This window comes from Humisphaera borealis (assembly GCF_015169395.1).
Classification (GTDB): domain Bacteria; phylum Planctomycetota; class Phycisphaerae; order Tepidisphaerales; family Tepidisphaeraceae; genus Humisphaera; species Humisphaera borealis.
In genome coordinates this window covers 3,845,458-3,866,256 of record NZ_CP063458.1, presented here as the reverse complement: position 1 = coordinate 3,866,256, position 20,799 = coordinate 3,845,458, and the positions used below count along the sequence as shown (strand labels likewise).

The window sequence follows — 20,799 nt, the reverse complement described above, 5'->3', positions numbered from 1 at the left end:
TGGTGCGCCTGGTCCTTCGCTCAAACACTCCGCTCCAGCACCCGCTGTCCGCTCTTTTCGAGTACCGCCTGTCGGGCCCAGCGGTCCGCCTCGAGAAGATCGTCCAGCGACGGTCGGGTCTGAACCGAATGTCGACCCATTGTAAACCCGACGAGGCGGGAAATCTCTCCGAACGCGATCTTACCGGACGCGAACAACTCGACCGCGGCTTCGTTGGCGGCATTCAGAACCGCGCCCATCGTGCCACCGGAACGGACGGCGTCGTAGGCCAGCGATAACGCAGGAAATCGTACGGGGTCGGGCGGCTCGAAGTGCAGCGTGAACTTGTCTTTCCAATCCATCCGACGCGCAGGTCCTGGCGTACGCTCCGGATACGTCAGTGCGTACTGAATAGGCGTGCGCATGTCGGGCGGCGAGAGCTGGGCGATGACCGATCCGTCAACGAACTCGACCAGCGAGTGCACGACCGATTCGGGATGAATGACCACGCGAATCTGCTCGGCAGGCAGATCGAAAAGCCAGCGGGCCTCGATGATCTCCAGCGCCTTGTTGAACATGGTCGCCGAGTCGATCGTGATCTTGTTTCCCATCCGCCAGGTGGGATGGCGGAGCGCGTCTTCGAGGGTGGCGTCTTCGATGCGTTCGCGGGGCCAGGTGCGGAAGGGGCCGCCGCTGGCGGTCAGAACGATGTGGGCGACTTCCTTCGGTGATCCCGCCCGCATGGCCTGGAAAATGGCCGAGTGCTCGGAATCCACCGGCAATACCGGGACGCCACGCGCTCGCGCCTCGGGCATCAGGATCGAACCGGCGACGACCAGGCTCTCTTTGTTCGCCAGCGCCAGCGTCTTGCCCGCCCGCACAGCGGCGATCACAGCCGGCAACCCGGCCGCGCCTACCACGGCGGCAAGCACGATATCGACATCGTCTCGGGTGGCGATTTCGACCAGCGATTCCGGGCCCACGGAAACGCTAACGCCGAGCGACTTGAGCTCGGCGACGACGGCAGGATCGGGATGATGGTCCGCGATGGCGACCGCAGCGGGTCGGCAGAGGCGTACCTGCTCGAGCAACTTGGCGCAGTTCCGACCCGCCGACAGTGCCGTCACGGAATAGTCAGGCCCCAACGCGGCGACGACGTCCAGCGCGTTGCACCCGATCGAGCCGGTGGAACCGAGAATTGCAATTCGTTTTGGCAAGCCGGTTCACTATAGCCGGGGGGCGACCGGCGACAAGGCGGGTTGTGACGGGTTGTTAACAGCCGGGTTCGGATGCCAAGCGCGGCCTGAACACACGGCCTGACTCCGTCCGGACAACGTCGAGCAAGGCAGGCAGGCCGGAGTACCTAGCCCGAATGCTCAAGTCTCTGATGCGACCATCCGATAGTGTTTCGGGAGATGCCGATGGCTGTTCAACTGCTTTGCCCCAACCTCCGCTGCCGCAAGTTCCTGAGCGTGCCCGACGACGTTCGAGGAAAGCTCGTCAAGTGCCAGCACTGCCAGACGATGTTTCGCGTGCCGGAATCCAAGACGGTGCGCAAAGACCCTGCCGGCGCCGCAGCCGGTGCCAAGGCCGAGCACTAAGCAGCATTCATCGGTACCGCGAGAATCCCCCACGGCAGCGCCGTGGGCTTTTTTTTGGGCCGACCCTGTCGCATCCGCCCCCCTCGATCGTTTACCGGGTCCCTAAAGTGTTCCGATCGGTCCCGCTGCGGACGCGGATGCCGACGAACTTCGTCAGCCAGCTCTGCGCATTCCAGTGAATCTCGTCGGCCAGAACGGACGACTCGCCGGCGGTACCGGCGTAAGTGGCCGGTTGACGGGCGGTGCCGTAAGCGGTCATCCATCCGGTCGCAGGGTCGTACATCATCCGGTCCGCGGTCATCTCTGAACCGCCGCGGAAGACGACAAGATTCCCGTTCATGGTCAGGCGTTTGAGGTTCATCGCGACGGCAGGCTCGCCAGCCGGGGCTGCCGGCTTTGCCGCGGGCGTAGCCGCCGGGTTTGTCGTGGCACGAGTCAGTGGCTTGGGTTCGAAGATCGCCAGCCCACGGTCGCCCGTCACGCGAACGGGCAGTTCGCCGGTGCCGTCGGGTTGATGGACGATCACGACGTCGCCGAGCATGGTGGCTTCGCGGGAAGGCTGGTCGTAGACAAGGGAGTCTTTCCACTGGAAAGCCGTCGCGCCGCGGGCCTGCCCCGGTGCCGCCGATGCCACACCCGGTTCGGGTGAAGCGGCCGGCTTGCCGTTGGCGACCACTGCTTCGCCGGTCGGCTGGGTGGACGGCCGTGTCGCGGGACGGTGATCGCGGTAAATCATCGTGCCGGGCCCGGGGACGATCAGCCGACCGTTGCCGCCGGCGTCCATGGCGAGCGGGCCTTCCGCCGGCTGAGTGGCGGGGGACGTCACAGACCCGGTTTCGTAACGAACCTTCGCCGACTTCAGCTCGAACTGCCGGAGAATTCCCGTGTCATCGGAGAGGGTGGAATTGACGACGGCGTTTTCTTCGAGATTGACTGCGGTGACCGCCTTGTCCTTCAGGATGTCCATCCCGCCGCCTGCCAGACCGGGAACAAGACCAGGGCGGGCCGAGGGTTTGGTTGAAGGCTTCGTCGAAGGGGTCTTTGCCGGTTTCGTGCTCGGCTCCGGAGGCTTGGCCGCAAGCTCGATCACGGCCCGTTTGCCGCGGGCGGTGTTGAGCGTTCCGTCAGGGTCGGTAGACGTGACCAGCACCGGCCCTTCCACCAGAACACGATCCTTCGCGCCATCGAGCTCGGCCTGCGTTTCCCAGAAGATGTCCACAAACTTCGGCGGCTTGGCCGGCTGTGTCGCCGCGACTGCCGGCAACGTGGCGGGCCGGGTTGTAGCGCCCTTGGCCGGGCTTTCCGCCTGGAACGCCCGAATCGACCCGCGCCCGGACACCCGGGCCCACTGGCGATTCGGGTCGAAGTCGATCTGGGGACCGCTGACGGTATTCCCCTTGGCGTCCGCAACCGTGGCCGGCTTGGTTCCAAGCGGGCTGGCAACACGGGCAAGCATCTGGCCGTTGACCACATCGACGTTCATCGTCTGACCGGCAGCCATCGACCCGTCGGCGCTGGAGACGAGCACCCCATCCCACGCCCGCATCGACTTGAGCTCGACAGCGACGGATTCGATGTCGCTGCTGGAACGCGTGGTCGGCTTCGCCTTGGCGGTCGGCTGGGTGGCGGGCGATGCCGAGGGGATCATCGTCAGCTCGACGCCGCCGGCACGAAGGCTTTGCTTGTCGTCGTAAGCGTGGGCGCTGCCGATCGCCGTGATCACCTTCGGATAGATTTTGCCACCGTCGGCAGTCGCGGTGTCGACGGTCAGGCGGTCGGTCGTGACCGTCTGCTTGCGGCCCTGGTCGTCGATGATGTCGGCCCAGACGTCGGTCGTCGCGATCACCTGCTTGAGGTCGAGCTGCGTGGACAGCTTGGTCGTCGGCGACGCCTTACCCGCCAAGGCTGGTGCCGTGGTCGGCTGCTTGAGGTGTTCTTCGAACATCAGAGCCAGCTCCTGGCTCTTGAGCGCCAACTGCGGATGGACCACGTCCACATCGCCGGAGAAGTCGGCCCGCTCGAAGGTCAGGTCGCCGCCGATGCCGTTCTTGAACTTCAACCGGCCTTCGCGATTCCACCGGGCGGTAACGATCTGCGGCGGCGCAACGGGCTGCGTCTGCGGAGCGGTTTGGGCCGCCTCGCCCACTGGATGGGTGCTCGGCGCAGCGGTCCCGGGCATGGTGATGATCGCGTTGCTTTTGCCGTTCAGGACGGCGACCTGAGCTTTGCCGTCGTAGTTGAGGGACTGCGTGACGATCGTCGCCTGCCGAGACTGGCCTGGGGCGAGTTTTGGATCGGGGAGTTGCTGCAGCACCACCGGTCCATGGCGCTCCGAGCCGCGCACCATCACGCTGCGGTCGCCGGAAAAGTAATCGGCGGCCGTGCAGTCGATACGGTTCAGATCGCGGGCGAGTTTCACCGGCGAGGTCTTCCCAACGAAGCGCAGAATGCTTTCGCCGGAGCGGATCGGCGTGGGCAGTTCCGCCGGACCTTCCAATGGAACGATCCGCAGTTTTCCCGACCAGCGAACGATGATCGGCTGCTGAACGGGTTGGGTCGCCGGTTGTGTCTTGGGCTTTTCAGGCTCTTGACCCTTACCGCCGACGGCGACTGAAGGATTGGTCGCCGGTGAGGCCGGCAGAGAAGCCGGAACACCCGCCTTGGACGCCGGCTGCGTGGCGGGGCGGGTTGAAGGCTGTGTCGCCGGGTTGTCGTCCGAGCCGGAGCGGAAGTCGACATACATCAGGTCGGCACTGGCGATCTGCGTCTCGGCGACATTCATGTCGCCTTCCGACACCCGCACGTCGCGTTCGAACGTCGCCCGGTAGGGCGGCTTGCTCGTGGCAGCCTGAGGCGTCTTCTCGGGTTTCTTCGCCGGCTGTGTCCTGGGCAGACCGACCTTCGTCTTGCCGACCTGCGCCATCGCGACAGGTGCGCCCCGGTCGTCGGTGAGCGGCTGGAACTCGGACTGCATCGGCAAGCGAACAGCCACCGGCGACTTCTTGTCGGGCTTGTCTCCGCTCAACTCCCCCGGATTCATGATCTGAAGGTATTCGCCATGGGCCACTTCGAGGTAGTCCAGGCGTCCGTCCACGTCGTTCCACCGCAGGGTCAATCCGCGACCGCGGAAGTTGTAGTCGCCGGTCGCCTCGATCGGCACCTGGTCGGCAGGAACATCTTCGCCCTGCGCATTCCTGTAGCCACGGGTCGCGATCTCGAACGTTTCGTTGTCGAACGAGACGTTCGGGGCCTTGATAGTCAGTACAGGGTTCTTCTCGGTGCCGGGCTCGGCGTCGGCGAACCTGTGAAACATCCGAATGGTGACGTCGTTGAGCAGACCTCGCTTGGGCGGCCCGGACGAGCCTTTCTCGAACCCCTTGTCGGCCGAGGCCTGCGGGCCCTGTTGGATTTCCACTTCGCCGGTCTTACCCACAAGCTTGATGCGCTGGGTGCGGATGCCGGTGGGTTCCGTATCGTCACGTACGTATTGAAAGAACTCTGCTTCGGGGTTCTTCACGTCGATTCGACCGGCACGCTCGGGGGCATACTCTTCGGCGCGGAATCGGTACGACAGGCGTCGTTCCGTGTCGTACACCTTCACCCACGGCCTGGCTCCGGGGCCGACATCGCCGACCGTATCGGCATCGGCCTTCATCACCAGGGGGGCGCGGGGACCGGTTTCCGTCTTGGGATTGAGGCGGGGCGTCGGCGCCTGCATCGACAGGTAGAGGTAGAAACCGCCCGCCGACAGCAATAACACCCCGAACATGATCAAAGCGGTTCGCATAGGCGGTCCATCCATGGATGTCAGTCTTCGAAGCGTCGCCCCGTGAGCGGCACGTCGGTCGGGCACACGCCGTGTGCCCCGACGGCTTGTGCCCCTACGTAGCCGTACGGTGCAGGTAGATCACTTCACCGCTGGCATATCGGAGGTCGCCTTGGATGCAACCGGCGATCACCCGGGCGACATCCGCGGGATCGAGGGTCTTTTCCTTCGGAAACTGCTCGGGCGTCATGATCTTGCGGAACATTCCGGTCTCGACCGCGCCGGGCGCAACGGTGTAGGCCCGCACGCCGATCGGTTCACCTTCCCGGGCGGCCATGAGCCCCAGGAGGTTCATTCCGGCCTTGGCCGCGCCATAAGCGCCGAAACCGGGAAACGGGTCGCGCGTTGCGAGCGACGAGACGTTGACGATCGCACCGCCGCGCTGCCGTTCGAACGCCGGCCAGGCGGCACGGATCAGGTGAAACGCCGCCGACAGATTCGTATCGATCGTCTCCTGCCATTCGGCCGGCGTCATCGCGGCGAGCGACCGAACGGGAGCAATGCCCGCACAGTGCACGATCGCGTCGATGCGATCAAAGCGGTCGAGCGTCACGTCGATCAGGCGATCGATTTCCGCGTACTTGCTCACATCGGTCGGAACGGCGATGCCGCGGTCGGTGGCTTCAGCCGCGCTGAGCGTTTGAAGCAGGTCGGAGTCGGTCCGGGCGGCCAGGGCTAGCGCGTAACCCCGCCGGGCCAGTTCGATCGCCGTCGCTCGACCGATCCCTTTCCCTGCCCCGGTGATAACGGCTACTGGATGGTTCATCGTCAGCGGAGGGATGTTATCAGACGTGATGGGTGGGGCAAAGCAAGGCAGACAAGGGTGAGCCCGGCCCTACAGCGCAAGCCGAGCGAATTGCTCTCCGCGATCCTCGAAATTGGTGAACTGGTCGTAACTCGCAAAGCCCGTGCTCAACAGCACGACGTCGCCTGCCACGGCAATCTCCTTCGCGGCTCCGACGGCGCTGGTGAGGTCGCCACACTCCCGGACGTCACGCGCCCCGGCCTTGCGCAATTGAGCGGCGACGCTCGGCCCGGTGGTTCCGATGCACAGCACGGCTTTGGTGCGTCTCGCAAGGACATCGACCATGGGAGTGATGTCGAGCCCCTTGTCCGATCCGCCGACGATCTGGATCACCCTGCCGGGATCGAAAGCAGACGTCGCCGCGACAGCCGCTTCGGGGATGGTGGCGATCGAGTCGTTAAACCACCGCACGCCGCCGGCTTCGTGGACGAGTTGAAGGCGGTGGGGAAGGCCCTTGTAACGACCGAGTGCGGCGGCAGCGTCGTCCCACGAGACGCCCAGGGCGGCAGCGGCCGCGAACGCGCCCTGCGCGTTGAGCTGGTTGTGCCGGCCGGGGATCAGCAGTTCGAACGGCCGGCGTCCTTCGACGCCGTAGCGGACGACGCGGCCTTTCGGTCGTTCTTCGAACCAGGCCATCAGCGCCGCCGACTCCTCGTTCACAACCGCAATGTCGCCGGCGTGCTGAAACCGAACGATGTTTCGCTTGGCTTCCGCGTAGGCGTCGAAGTTGCCGTGCCAGTCGAGATGGTCGGGAGCCAGAAGCGTTACGACGGCCACATGCGGCGACCAGAGATTCTCGCCCGTGTAGTGAAGCATAAAGCTCGACAACTCGAGGACGACGACGTGATCGCGCTGGATGTTCGGCAGTTCCGGAAGGAGCGATTTGCCGATGTTCCCGCCGAACCAGGTCGTTCGGCCGCGCTTCAGGATCTCGCCGAGCATGGCGGACGTCGTCGATTTGCCCTTGGTTCCGGTCACACCGACGACCGGGGCGGGGCAACGTTCGAGGAACAGGCAGATCTCGGTCGTCACCGGCACGCCCATGAGCCGGGCGGCTTTAAGGTACTCGTTGCTTGGCGGAATGGCGGGCGACGCGACGACGAGATCGACCTGATTGAAGTCGGCGAGATCATGCCCGCCGAGCTTGAAGGTGATCGGGAGACCGGCGAGCTGGGCGAGCGAATCGGCGAGCTTATCGGCCGGGGCGCGGTCGGTGACGAGCACTTCCGCACCCTGCTCGACGAGCCATTTCGCCGCAGCGATATTCCCGCCGAAATGGCCAAGGCCGGCGATGGTGACGCGCTTTCCTGAGAGATCGCGGAGCATCATTGGGCATTCCTCCCTGGCGCTCCTGGCGGCGGGATGACAGCTTCGAAACCGTTCGGCGTCATCGCCTGCTTCGACCCTGCGGAGATCATCCACCCGATACCAACGGCGAACATTGGAAGCGCGCACACGGCCGCGTTGGACACCACGCGTACAGGGCTTTGTTCACTAAACGCTGCGTTCGCCAACTCGTCAGCGAACCACATGAAATACATGGCGACTCCAAACCACGCGAGCGTGAGCGAGAACCAGAGCACGGCTAAGGATCGCCAGCCCAACCCTAGACAGAAAAAGAATCCGGCGACGGGGAGTTGCAGCAGAAAAATAGAAAGAGTCGATGGGACTTTGTCGCCGACTTCCGCAAGAAGGAACAGGTTCATAGGACGTCCTTGTCCGGTGGTCGCGCGACAGCCGTGTCTGCTGCAGTATGTTTGATCGGCCTCGTTCGGCCCCTCACCCTGGCCCTCTCCCCCGAGTACAGGGGAGAGGGGAGAGCTACGACAAAACCTTGTCCAGATCCGCCTTCATATCCAGCACCGCCTGCTTCACCGCCGCTTCCCAGTCATCGCCGAAGTGGGCGGCGTATTTCTTGTCCTTGTGGGCGTACAGAATGCTCCGGCTGGCCGAGACAACCGCACCCGTTTTGTTCTGGAACGCCGATCGCGTCATCTCGGCCGTGGCACCCTGTGCGCCGTAACCGGGCAGCAGGAAGATCGACTTCGGCAGCCGTCGGCGGAGGGACTCCATTGTCGCCGTCTGGGTTGCGCCGACCACGGTGCCGATCGAGCTGTAGCCGCTGGAGCCGACCAATCCCTCGGCGATCTGGTTCACGCGTTCGGCGAGCATTTCCGACCAGGTTCGGCCGTCTTCGAGTTTGACGTCCTGAAACTCGCCGGAACCGGGGTTGCTCGTGCGGACCAGCACGAACAGGCCCTTGTCGGTGGCGCGGGCGACCTTCACGAACGGCTCGAGCGTGTCGGCACCCATCATCGGGTTGACCGTGATCGCGTCTGGCGTCGCGGCGTCTTCGATGTCGTCGGTCGCGACGTCGTCCAGGTGCCCCTCGGCGTAGGCGGCGGCGGTCGTGCCGATGTCGCCCCGCTTAATGTCCCCGATCACCAGCAGGCCCATCGCCTTGGCCTCGGCGATCAGGCTGTAGTACGCCTCGACGCCTTCCCAGAGGTACTTCTCGAAGTACGCCGACTGAAACTTAACCACCGGCACCAGTGGGGCGACGGTTTCGAGCACGCGCGTGGTGAACTCGAAGATTGAGTCGAGGACGGCATCGGTATCGCCGGGGTCGATGTCTTCGGTCAGTTCCGACGGGAACTGGTCGAATATGGGGTCGATGCCCACGCAGATGGGAGCCTGCCTGGAGGCGATCGCGTCAATGAGTCTGTCACCGAAGAGGTCGGGCATAAGAGATGTTATTTGTCACTTGTCCCTTGTCGTTTGTCACGCACGCACGCGCGAGATTCCAGTCCGTGACCCAGGCAAGTGACGCACGACGCAGGATTAAAAAGAGACACGCCACACCAGGAAGGTGTGGCGTGTCTCTTTTGAATGAATACTGGCCGGTAGCCTGCGAGCGCGGGTCGGCCGAATGCGCGGGCGCTACGATCAGCGTTTACGCCGGTCGCGACGAGCTTTGCGCTTCTTACTGCCGACTTTCCGGCGGCGGCGAGGCTTAGCCATGTGCCAGTCTCCTTTCCAACTCAAAAATGCTCAAAATGACCGTTTCAACCGGCGGGACCTTACACATCCACGTCGGATTGCGAACCCATTCACAACAAATTGGGCGGGTACAGTATCGGTTTGACCCTTCGGAGTCCAGAGAGGGGACGAGAAACCCTGCCGGACGACCAACTGCGCCAGGCGGAGCGCACCGCCGTTTCATTGCCGGCCCTGACGTTCCGGCAGGTGCATCAGATACGTCCGGAATACCGGTTAAGGGCCTCCAGGAAGTAGTAATCACCCCAAATCAAACCGCTTTCCTGCGAGCTGATGGGGGCCGGCACGTACCATGCGCCGCGGTTGAGGATCGATCGACTTTGGGTGTTGTCGGCGAGGTATTCGGGGGACGAAAGCGCCTCGAGCATGCCGCCGGCGGCCACCGCATAGGTGGATTTGTCGGCAGGGGCAGAGGCGAGGTCGGAGATCATCAGAAGCGCCGATGCCGCCAGCGACGCGGCGGAGCTGTCTTTCTGCGTATTGGGGATCGCCGGGTCATCAAAGTCCCAGAATGGGACTTTGTCGGCCGGTAGGTGCGCGATGTACCAATCGGACATCTTGCGGGCGGTGTCGAGGAACTCGGTCAGGCCGGTTTCGCGGTAAGCCATCGCAAAGGCGTACATGCCCCACGCCTGTCCGCGAGCCCAGGTACTGTTGTTGGCATAGCCCTGGGCGGTTTCGCCGCTGATGAAGTCGCCGGTGTCTTTGTCGAAGTAGCCCCAGTGGAAGCTCGATCCGTCGGGGCGGACCAGGTGCTTGGCGACGGTACGCGCGTTGGCGACGGCCTGGTTGTAGTAGGTCTGGTTGCCGGTCTGCTTGGCGGCCCAGAACAGCAGTTCCAAGTCCATCATCTGGTCCATCAGTACGCCAAAGTTGGCCTTCGGATTGCCCGAAGAACTGGTCCGCCAGCTCGTGAAGAAGCCCTGCACGTCGGGGTCGAACTGCGCGCTCTTGTTGGCTGCCGCGGTGAGGAGCAGGTCGCGAATGGCGGTGTCGCCGGTGACGGCGTAGAGCTGCAGCATGGGCACGAAGCACCGGAACTCGGTGTCTTCTGTCCAGGTAACGTTCCCCTTGAAGGCGTTGGCCAGCGGGATGGCTTTCTCGCGCCAGTAGTCGTCGCCGGTCGCGTTGAACATCTGCCACAGCATGCCCGGCATGAACCCGCTGGACCAGGTCGCCGCCGTCACCTGGCTCCAGAGGCCGTTCGGCAACGTGACTTGTGGGAACTTGCCGGTCCCGGCAAAGTCGTCGAGGGTCAGGTTGAGCTGCCGGGCGGAGAAGTTCAGCAGTGTCGCCAGGCGCTGATCCACGACAGTGTTCGGCGATACCGTCGGCGCGAATGGCGTGACGGTGAACGAAACCGAGTATGCCGGTCCGGCGATCGGGGTGTCGCCGGCCGTCGCGGCGATCACAGTTAGCGTATGAAAGCCAGGCGTCAGTTCCAGGGTCGCCGTTCCGTCGTCGCCGGGGGCGAAGAACGGGCCGGCGGTGTCCACGGTTCGCTTCCAGCCGTCGAGCAGGAAGCTGACCATACCGGCCGGTGTGCTCGGCGAGACATTGGCTCGCACGGTCAGTGCCGACCCGGTCTGCGTCAGGTCGAGCGTCATGCCGTTGGTCAGCGGAAGGACGGGCTCGCCCGTTGCGGTATTGACCAGCATCAGCGCGCTGACGATCGGCGGCGCGACATCAATGACCGTGAAGTTGACGGTTACGCTCGGCCCGGCCAAGCCGGTCGCTCCGGTGCCCGAGTACGGCGTAATGACCAGCGTGTGCGGGCCGGGCGACGGCGTCCAGGCGACGAAATCGCCGCCGTCGTCGCTGAAAGCGGCGAACGGGGCGCTGCTTTCGATGCGGCTCACGCCGTCGAAAACAAACTTCACGCTCGCCGTCGTAAGACTGGTTGCCAGGGTCGCATTGATGTTGAGCTGGCGGCCGAGCGTGTACAGGTTCAGGATCTGCCCTTCGGTCAGTGGGAAGATATCTTTGTCCGTCGCGGCATTGACGAGCGTCACGGCAGCAACCGTCGGCGGTGGCTGGTTGATGACTTTGAAATCGACGGTCTTGGCCGTCCCCGCGGTACCAGTACCGCCCGGGCCGGTGTACGGCGTAACGACCAGTCGATGATTGCCGACGGTCGGGGTCCAGGGGAGGTAATCCGAACCGTTGTCTCCGCCGATGGTGTAGATCGCGCCATCGTCCACCCGCACCGAGACGCCGTCGATCGAGAAGCGAACGCTCCCCGCGGGATTGGCGCCGAGGTCCGCACGCAGGTTGAGCTGCGTTCCGAGCTCGGCAAGGTTAATCGCGCGGCCGTTGAACAGAGCGCCGAGATCGGAATCGGTCGCGGCATTCACGAGGGTGACGCCAGCAATCGAAGGCACGGAGCCCGGGGGAACGGTCGGAACCGCGGTGATGTCGATGAAGTTGACCTTCGCGCCCTGGGCACCGCTGGCGGCCTTGACCGTCAGTTTGCCGTCGCTCACGACGACGGTCTTGTTGCCGGTAAGCCAGCGGCTGGCCGAGGTCTGTACGCCGTCGATCGCGAGGGCGCCCTCGACCTCGATCTTGTAAACCCCGCCAATCCAGGCATCGCCGCCGACAATCGTGACCTGATAGTTCCCATTGGGAACGGCGATTTCCCAGATGGTGCCGGAGTTGGCCGCCTGCAGCCGAGCGAAGGTATCCCGGAGTTGATCGGGCGATTCGACTGCGTTTCGGTCAACCATGTTGGGGTTGGCCGCGTTCCAACCGTACGTCAGCCCGTTGCGTACGCCATAGACGAGTCCGGTGTCGGCGAGATATCCGGCTGGAATCGGGGTGCCGGCCGGCTGGAAGTTGATCTTGGCCGCGAAGAGCGGCGGGGCGGCGTTAACGACGGTGAAGTTGATCGTCACCGGCGTTCCGGCGATCCCGCCGGCGTTGACCGCGCTGTATGGCGTCACCACGAGCTGGTGTGTGCCGACGGGAAGCGGCCCGGGAAGGATATCGCCGGGATTGTCGCCGAACAGCGTATACGGAAGACCGCTTTCGACGCGCGAGTAGGTGCCGTCCAGATCGAACTTGACGCTGCCGCTGGTCGTGCCGCCGATAGTCGCCAGGACTGACAGCTGATCGCCAACGACGGCCTGATTGATCTCCTGCCCGTTGGTGAGTGTGCCGATGACCTGCTCGGTGGCGGCGTTCACCAGCGACAAGCCGGAGATCACCGGCTGTGGGTTGGGAGGGGGAACCTCCGTGATCTGGATGAAATTGACCTTCGCGCCGGATGCACCGCTGCCGGCTTTTACGGTGAGCTTGCCGTCGGTGACGGCGATCGTCTTACTACCGGACAGCCAGCGGCTGGCATCGGTCTGTACGCCGTCGATGGCGCGAACCCCTTCGACATCAATCTTGTAGACGCCGCCGATCCAGGAGTCGCCGCCGACGATCGTGACCTGGTAGCTGCCATTGGGGACGGCGATCTCCCAGGTATTGCCGGCGCCGGTCGCCTGCAGGCGGTTGAATGTGTCGTAGCGCTGATCGGGGGAAAGGCTGCTGTTGCGGTCAAGGCCGTTGTTGTTGGCCGCGTTCCATCCGTAGGTCAGGCCGTTGCGTGCGCCGTAGACGAGTCCGGTATCGGCGACATACCCCACTGGGACAGGAACGCCCGCCGGCTGGAAGTTGACGTTCGCCGAAAACGCAAAGAGGACCCGAGATTCCAGCGGCTCGAGGCCCGGGCGGGTGCCACGTTGTCGCGGAGGGGTGGCCGAGCGTTTAGGGCGTTTCAGTTTCATCATTGCGGGCGACCGCCGGTTACAGCAGACCCTCCGTGGTTTCGTGCGGCACTCAACCCATCGTTACGACCGTCCGCCCGCCACAGTCACAATCTTATAGGGGCCGGTTTGTCTTCCGATGAAGAAACGATAAGCCAGTGGATCAGGCTACGTCCGGCAGGCGGCGAAGTGCCACATCCAAAATACAGTGCGGGAACATGTTTGTGACACCCCAACCGGCCTGACGTAGCTATAGCGACTCCTCAAGCCTGTCCGCCACCGCCTTCAGGACCTTAATCCGCGCCCAGAGTTTGTCGTTAGCCTCGACCAGAACCCACGGCGCTGACTCGCTGCTGGTCCGTTCGATCATCTCGCAGGCCGCGGCTTCGTAGGCGTCCCACTTTTCGCGGTTACGCCAGTCTTCGTCGTTGATCTTATATTGCTTGTAAGGCGTCTGTTGCCGAGCCTTGAAGCGGCTCAATTGCTCGTCGGGACTGATGTTCAGATAGAACTTCTGCACGATGCACCCGGAATCGAACAACTGCTGCTCGAACTCGTTGATTTCGGAGTAGGCTCGCTTCCACTCTTCCGGACGACAGAATCCCTCAATACGTTCCACGAGGACCCGGCCATACCATGAGCGGTCGAAGATGGTCATCCGCCCGTGCCCCGGGACATACCGCCAGAAGCGCCAGAGGTACGGATGGGCCCGCTCTTCGTCGGTGGGCTTGCTGATCGAGACGACCTGGTAGTCGCGGGCGTCGATCGCATGAATAAGCCGGCGGATCGCGCCGCCTTTGCCCGCAGCATCGGGTCCTTCAAACACTAGTGCCATCGATCTTCCGTGGCGGTGCAGCCTGCGGGTGAGCTTGGCAATGCGACCCTGCTGGCGGTTGAGCTTCTTCTCGTAGTCGGCGCGCTTGAGCGATTCCGACAGGTCGAGCCGGTTCAGCAGGTTGATCTTGGCCGGCTTCGGGCGGTCGGGCTTGGGCGCTGGTCGTGAAGCTTCCCTTGCCAGCTGCGTCAGCCGTTCGTTAACGCGCTTGAGCACGATCTGAGCCACCGTCAACTGCCGGTACCTTGCGTCGGCCCCTTCGACAATATGCCACGGCGATTCGCCGGATCCCGTCCTGCGAAGCGTATGCTCGGCGATCTCGCGAATGCGGTCGTAGTGCTTGCGGTAAAGGCGGTCGGCCTCGGTCACCCGCCATCGGCGCTCAGAATCCTGTTCCAGTTCGCGGAGCCTGGCGTCCTGGGCATCCTTCGACAGGTGCAGCCAGATCTTGATCACCAGCGTGTGTTCGGCATGAAGCATGCGCTCGAACTCGATGGCGCGGTCCAGCATCAGATCGACGTCCGCACGCGGCTTGCCCTGGAACATGTCCATCATCGGCTGGGCGTACCAGGTGCCCAGGAAGATGCCCATGCGCCCCTTGGGCGGCAGCAGCCGCCAGAAACGCCACATGTAGGGTCGATCGCGTTCTTCGTCGGTGGGATCGCGCAGGGCGTGCGTCTGGATCCCGCGCGGGTCCATCCACTCCAGGAGGACGTTGAGCGTTTCGGACTTGCCGGCGCCTTCGACACCGCCGATCAGCACGCACACGGCCAGCCCCCGCTCGTTCATCCGTCGCTGCATGTCCAGCAGCGCGCCGCGCGTTTTGGGCGCCTCGGTCTTGTAGACCTTCTTATCAATGCTGTTACCGATTTCGGCGGCCTCGAACATGCTGCAGACTGTAGTACCCCTGACGGATTCGTCCAAGTCTTATGTTTCGCATGACGCAACGTTCGGATCGCCGTAACATAGCGCAGCCATGACCCAGCTTCACCTCGATCTTCACGGTGCCACGCACTACTTGAACTCCCCCTGGTCGTACGGCGTGAATGTCAGCCGGGCGTCGTTGCTGCTGAGCAAGGATATCCAGCGACATCTGCACCTGGGCCGAGACGAACTGGGGTTCCGCCACATCCGGTTCACCGGCATCTTCGACGACGACATGAACATCCTCCAGCCGGACGGGTCGTACGACTTTACCATGGTCGAACGGGCCTTCGATTGGCTGATGGAACAGGGCTTCTCGCCGTTTATCGGGCTAAGCGGCGTGCCCTCGGCACTTCGGACGGCCGATGCCGCGTGCGGCTTCGACCAGGCGAAGTGGATCGACATGGCCCGCGCGCTGGCGGCGTTCGTGGACGGTCGCTACGGCTGCGACGCACAGGAATGGCATTACGAGGTCTGGCCGGGTGCGGACAACCCCGCCGTCTGGACCGACTCACGGGAAGCATTCTTCCGGTTCTATGACCGAACCGCGCGAGCCATCCGGCTCGTCAACGGTCAGCTCAAGGTCGGCGGATCGTCGGCAACCGACGTTGACTGGACCACCGCTTTTATCGATCACCTTGCCCAGCCGAGCGAAGCATTTAGCGGAACACCAGCGGTTACCAAAGCCGCGGCCGGCGACGATCCCCTCTCGCGACCGACGTCTGTATCGGCCGAACTCGAGTCCAGCGGGACCTCTGCCGACGCAAGCCAGACGGCCGTCGCCGAACCCGAATTGGCGTCAGAATCAGGTTCGGGTGCGTCCACCTCGTCGGTGCTCGACGGCCAGCGGTGTGACTTCATTACCATCAGCGGACTGACGGACGGGACTGCCGTCGCGACAACCCTCGTCAACCGACTGTCGTCGGTGCGGATCAAGCTGACAGAAGCCCTCGGCGAGACGACGCCGCTGATTTTGTCCGCCTGGAACCGTGGCGGTCCGGGCCTGTCGGTGGAGAACGACCGCTGCGCAGCCGGCGGCTTCGTCGCGGATGTCGCGGCTTCCACGGCCGAACTCGTCAGCGGTGTGCTTTACGACTGCCTGTCCGACATCGACCAGCACGGTGACGCCAACTACGAGCCGTTCCATGGCGGGCGCGGACTGTTGACCGTCAACGACGTTCGCAAGGCGTCGTTCAATGCCTTGAGGCTGTTGAACGAACACGTCGGCTACAAGCTCGAATGGCGCTGGCACGAACCGACGCCGGGTCTGACCGCGATGGTGACCAAAGACTATCACAACGTGATCCGCATCCTCGCGAGTTACGACAGAGACGGCACCAGCGCCGCTGCGTTACGTGGAGGGCCCGCCAAGTTCTCGATCGAAGGCCTTCCCGAAAGCGTGAAGTACGGCCAGGTGCAGGTGCTCCGACCGTCGGCAGGCAGTGCACTGGAGGCGTGGAAAGAGTCCGGATGTCCGATGTTCGTCAACCGCTACATGCTCGATAACCTGGAGGCCGCCGCGCATCCGGCGACGGCGGAGGTCAACTTTCAGGACTTCCCGCCGAGGCTCGAACCCGGAATGACGCTGCAACTGACGATCCCGCTCCCGGACGACGTGATGACCATGGATTGACGCTCCTGCCGTAACTGACAACGACTCAAAACATTGGCGTCGGCCGCTTCGGGCGGGCGTCATTGGCATCGTCTTGTGGCTTGGCGGCAAGGATGGTCTGGTTCAGCCAGTCGACCATCGGAGATATCGCCTCGAATCGCCGGATCACTTCCTTGCCCAGTGTCGGCTTGGTGGCCGTATCTTCGGGAAGCGTGACATAGCAGTAGAGTTGTTTGCGTCGAAGCAGGTTGCCGAGCGGCGACGCGGGGTCGGCGTCATATCCCTTGACCATCCGGACCGCCTGCCAGCCCTGCAACGGGCCGACCAGTTTTGCGATCGTTCGATTCTCGAAGAGCTTGATCGCTGCTTTCGGGTCGGCGGCTATCGCCCGGCGGACCGCCGAGAGTTCTTCCGGTTCCGGCATGTACATGCCCCCGGCGACCTCCACCCCCTTGTGCGAGACACCCACGTAGTAGCCCGCACCCCCATGTCGAGACAATCCCTTGCGCGGAAAGATCGCGCCAATGTGCGTTTTGTAAGGCGTCTTGTCCTTGCTGAAACGGGTGTCGCGGTACACACGGTAAACCGCCTTCTTCGGTTCGGTCACATGATCGACGGCGAACTTCGTCAGCCGCTCGTTCAGCCAGGCGACCAGATCCAGCATTGGCGTGCGGCACTCGGCTTCGAACAGTTCTTTTCGCGGCGTGAACCAGGCGCGGTCATTGCTCTTCTCAAGCTGTCGGAAGAACGTCAGCGTCTTTCTCGAAAAGTGCGGGGAGGCTTGCGGCATGGCAGGACATGATAGTCGTCTCGCACCCTTGCGAGGGACGATTTGCGATCGCCAGGCGTATACTGCGACGGACCGCGGTGGTGAGGGCAAACGAGTACGCTTGCTCATGCCACCCGAACGGCACACCTGTGCCGGGGAACTTTGGACCGTCGCATGACCCCCATCAAACTCATCATCAAAAATCTGATCCACTTCCGCGCCGCCAGCATTGCCGTTGTCGCGGGCATGGTGGTCTCGACGGCCGTGCTTACCGGATCGCTGATGGTCGGTGATTCGGTCCGCGGGAGCCTGCGGAAGCTGGCGATCCAACGGCTCGGGCCGGTCGACTATGCGCTGGTGTCCAACCGGTTCTTCGCCGACAAGCCCGGCGAATCACTGATCGAGAGAATGCAGACGGCAGCGGGCATTGCGGACGGATTTGAGCTTCGTCCGGCCATCCTCTCGGCCGGGTCGGTCGTTATCGGGGCGGGAGACAAGCGGGTTCGGACCGGCGACGTACAGATCATGGCGATCGGCGGTGGGAAAGCAGGCGCGGCCGAAGCCGATTGGGCCAAAGTCGACGCCCGACAGGTCCTCTTGAACGGCGACACCGCAGATGCCCTGGGTATCGCTCAACCCGGCGACAGGCCGGTAATCCTGACCTTTCCGTCGAAAGAAGACGCCGTCCGGGAGGGGACCATCGCACGCAGGAGCGTGGAGGAACTCTCCGCAACCTTGAGAGCCGACAAGGTGAGCGGAATTGCCCGCGACCGAAGCTTCCTTTCACTGTTCAGCCTGGCCGGCGGCCAACGCACCCCGCGAAATGCGTGGGTCAACCTCGCCGATCTCCAGCAGGCGATCGAGCAACCCGGCCGCGCCAACGTGCTGCTGGTGAAGGACAAGCAGTTCAGCTTCGCGACCGCCGACGACGAGCCGGCATACAACCGCATGCAGGCGGCGATGACGACCCTCAACGACGCCGTCAAAGCAGTCGTCCGCCTTGACGACTACGGCCTGGATGTCGGCACTTCGAAGGCGACGGGCGAGCGGATTATCTCCACCAAGGCGACATTCCTCGACCCGCCGATCGTCGCAGCCGCCGAAGAGGCGGCGAAGAAGCTCGGCATTACACCCAGACTCGTGGCGGTGAACCTGGTCAACCGGGTCGTGGTCACCGATGACCAGGGTGTCGCTGCCAAGGACGCACCGGCGCTGCACTATGTCATCGGCGCGGGCATCAGCCGGCTGGATGACGGGCCCATCGGCCCGGCCGACATCGCGTTTAACGAAGAGACAGCGAAGCAGCTTGGTGTGAAGGTCGGCGATCGGATTCGGCTGGACTCCTACCGTCGCGACGGCGACGGCAATCTCGTCGAGATCACCAGCGCCCAGAACGGCATCGTCTTCACGGTATCCAGGATCATCCCGATGACCGGCGTTGGTGCCGATGCCAGCCTGACGCCGACGTTCAAGGGCCTGACCGATTCCGACAGCGTCGCCGACTGGAGCCCGCCGGCGGAGCTAAAGATCGACGAGAAGCTCGCCGAGAAGGACAACGACGCCTACTGGAAGAAGCACAAGGCGGCTCCACGCCTGCTCATTCACATCGACGCCGCCCGCAAGCTCTGGGGGGGCCCGTACGGCGAAATCACCAGCATTCGAGTGCCTGCCAATAAAGGCGATGCCTTTGCCGAGGTCCTTCGAAAGACGATCGACCCGGCGTCCCTCGGGTTTGTGTTCCAGCCGACCAAGTTTCAGCAGATCCAGGCGTCTGCCGGAAGCACCGATTTCTCAGGACTGTTCGTGGGTTTCAGCTTCTTCCTGATCGCCGCCGCCGCGCTGCTGGTTGCGATGCTGTTCAGGCTGAATGTCGAGCAGCGGGTGCGGCAGTTCGGTTTGCTGACGGCGGTTGGCTTTACGCCGTCGAAGGTTCGATGGATGGCGCTGACTGAAGGTGCGCTCCTGGCGATTCTGGGCGGGTTCATCGGCACATTGCTGGGCGTGCTCTACACCTCGGCGATGGTGTACGGCCTGCGTACCTGGTGGGTGGGGGCGATCGGCACCACCGCGCTTGAGCTTTTCATCATCCCCAAGACGCTCTGGGCCGGATTTATCTTCGGATTCTGGGTGGCGATCTTTGCCGTGCTCTGGGCCGTCTGGCGGCTGGGCAAGGTGTCGCCGTCGCGACTGATGGCGGGGCAGCTCGCGGCGATTCCACGCGGCATCAAGAAAGGCGACGGCCGACTGCTGCGGCTGGTCGGGATCGTGATCGCGATCGCCGGGCTCGGGTTCCTCGCGATGGTGCTTGTCGGCGTCATCAAGAAGCCCGAGCTGGCTCTGGCCGGCGGGGCAATCCTGCTGACGGCGGGCCTGGTTTACCTGTCCGGCGTTCTTCGGCCGCGGCGGCACGAAAGTGGCCACGGCGACGTTACGTCCGTCGCGATGCTGGGCGTTCGAAACGCGAATCGACATACGGCCAGATCCGTCTTGTCGGTCGGTCTCATTGCGTTTGCCGCGTTCACGCTGATTACCGTCGCATCCATGCAGAAGGAAGGGGCCGGCGACACCGGCGACAAGCAAAGCGGTGCCGGCGGTTACCGGCTGATCGCCCAGACCGCGGTCGGCGTACTCGGCGACCTCAACACCTCCGCCGGCCGGTTCAATGCCGGCTTCGCCGAACCCGATGCGGCGATCTGGAAAGACGTCAAATTCACCCAGCTCCGCCGATGGGCCGGACAGGACATCAGTTGCCTGAACCTGACGCGTGCCACAAGCCCGACGATCCTGGGCGTGCCGCATTCGATGGTTACCCGCGGCGGCTTCGACTTCGAGAACTGGGCCGAACTGGAAAAGCCGATCGAAAATGACAATGTCCCGGTCTTCGCCGACGCCGAGACCGCTCAGTACATCCTGAAGCTGTCCATCGGTGACACGATGACGATCAGCGATCAGCGTGGCCGCGCCCGCAAGCTGAAGCTCGTTGGCACCATCAGTCACAGCGTTTTTCAGAGCGAACTGCTGATGGGCGAGGCGAATTTCCGGGAGCTATTCCCTGCCCAGGCCGGTTACGGCACGCTGATGGTCGAGACACCCGCCGACAAGGTGACGCCGGCGATGCAGGCGATCAACGCCGAGCTGGAGCCCTACGCCGTCAGCGTGGACACGACCGCCGCCCGGCTGGAGGCGTTCCAGACGATACAAAACACCTATCTCTCCACGTTCCGTACACTCGGTTCGCTCGGCCTGGCGTTGGGGACAATCGGGCTGGCGGTGGTGTTGATCCGCAACGTGATTGAGCGACGCGGGGAACTGGCGCTGCTGTCGGCGATCGGTTTTGTCCGCGGCGATCGTGTGAAGCTGATCCTCAGCGAAAATGTGCTGCTCCTGGTGCTCGGTTTGGGCGTCGGAACGGGGTGCGCGCTGCTCGGCATTGTGCCCACACTGCTGACGCAGAAGGGCGGCATAGCCTGGATGCCGCTGGTGCTGACCCTTGTCGGTGTGCTGGCCCTGGGCTTGTTCGCGTCGGTGGTGGCGGTGCGGATCAGCGGGGTGAACTTCACGGCGCGGGATATGCGGCGGGAATAGATTAGAAGGGGGAAACCCAGGCCCGTCGGGCCTGAAGAATTGCTGTTGCGGTGT

General features: G+C 63.7%; 12 protein-coding genes. 3 read left to right on the top strand and 9 right to left on the bottom strand.

The features are described from left to right. Positions 1–20 precede the first annotated feature (20 nt). Positions 21–1,196 (bottom strand): 1-deoxy-D-xylulose-5-phosphate reductoisomerase, encoded by a 1,176-nt coding sequence (locus IPV69_RS14395; RefSeq protein WP_206290381.1) that lies wholly within the window; start codon positions 1,194–1,196, stop codon positions 21–23. 204 nt (positions 1,197–1,400) lie between these two features. On the opposite strand from IPV69_RS14395, the gene IPV69_RS14390 reads away from it, so the two are divergent. After that, positions 1,401–1,580, top strand: a complete 180-nt coding sequence (locus tag IPV69_RS14390; protein WP_206290380.1) for a hypothetical protein — start codon at positions 1,401–1,403, stop codon at positions 1,578–1,580. A gap of 91 nt (positions 1,581–1,671) precedes the next feature. On the opposite strand, the gene IPV69_RS14385 is transcribed toward IPV69_RS14390, so the two are convergent. The 7 genes from IPV69_RS14385 to pap all read right to left on the bottom strand — a co-directional run bounded on the left by IPV69_RS14385 (position 1,672) and on the right by pap (position 14,743). Then, positions 1,672–5,367, bottom strand: coding sequence for a hypothetical protein (locus tag IPV69_RS14385; RefSeq protein ID WP_206290379.1), 3,696 nt, complete (start codon positions 5,365–5,367; stop codon positions 1,672–1,674). 94 nt (positions 5,368–5,461) lie between these two features. Beyond that, positions 5,462–6,172, bottom strand: a complete 711-nt coding sequence (locus IPV69_RS14380) for an SDR family NAD(P)-dependent oxidoreductase (protein ID WP_206290378.1) — start codon at positions 6,170–6,172, stop codon at positions 5,462–5,464. 69 nt (positions 6,173–6,241) lie between these two features. Further along, on the bottom strand, positions 6,242–7,540 hold the full coding sequence (gene murD / locus IPV69_RS14375; protein ID WP_206290377.1) for a UDP-N-acetylmuramoyl-L-alanine--D-glutamate ligase: 1,299 nt from the start codon (positions 7,538–7,540) through the stop codon (positions 6,242–6,244). Next, a complete protein-coding gene (locus tag IPV69_RS14370; RefSeq protein WP_206290376.1) occupies positions 7,537–7,917 on the bottom strand; it encodes a hypothetical protein in 381 nt (126 codons plus the stop codon). The genes murD and IPV69_RS14370 overlap by 4 nt, the downstream gene beginning before the upstream one ends. A gap of 115 nt (positions 7,918–8,032) precedes the next feature. Further along, positions 8,033–8,956: an orotidine-5'-phosphate decarboxylase gene (gene pyrF / locus IPV69_RS14365; RefSeq protein ID WP_206290375.1), complete on the bottom strand. Its 924-nt coding sequence runs from the start codon at positions 8,954–8,956 to the stop codon at positions 8,033–8,035. A 506-nt stretch (positions 8,957–9,462) separates the two neighbouring features. After that, complete coding sequence (locus IPV69_RS14360; protein ID WP_206290374.1) at positions 9,463–13,044, bottom strand: glycoside hydrolase family 88 protein; 3,582 nt, start codon at positions 13,042–13,044, stop codon at positions 9,463–9,465. Positions 13,045–13,270: 226 nt separating this feature from the next. After that, a complete protein-coding gene (gene pap, locus IPV69_RS14355) occupies positions 13,271–14,743 on the bottom strand; it encodes a polyphosphate:AMP phosphotransferase (protein WP_206290373.1) in 1,473 nt (490 codons plus the stop codon). 88 nt (positions 14,744–14,831) lie between these two features. Between pap and IPV69_RS14350 the strand changes: the two genes are divergently transcribed. After that, positions 14,832–16,412, top strand: coding sequence for a GH39 family glycosyl hydrolase (locus IPV69_RS14350; protein WP_206290372.1), 1,581 nt, complete (start codon positions 14,832–14,834; stop codon positions 16,410–16,412). Between the two features lie 25 nt (positions 16,413–16,437). Here IPV69_RS14350 and IPV69_RS14345 read toward each other — a convergent pair whose 3' ends face one another. Further along, on the bottom strand, positions 16,438–17,181 hold the full coding sequence (locus tag IPV69_RS14345; RefSeq protein WP_206290371.1) for a DUF2461 domain-containing protein: 744 nt from the start codon (positions 17,179–17,181) through the stop codon (positions 16,438–16,440). A gap of 153 nt (positions 17,182–17,334) precedes the next feature. On the opposite strand from IPV69_RS14345, the gene IPV69_RS14340 reads away from it, so the two are divergent. Next, positions 17,335–20,745, top strand: a complete 3,411-nt coding sequence (locus tag IPV69_RS14340) for an ABC transporter permease (RefSeq protein ID WP_206290370.1) — start codon at positions 17,335–17,337, stop codon at positions 20,743–20,745. Positions 20,746–20,799 lie beyond the last annotated feature (54 nt).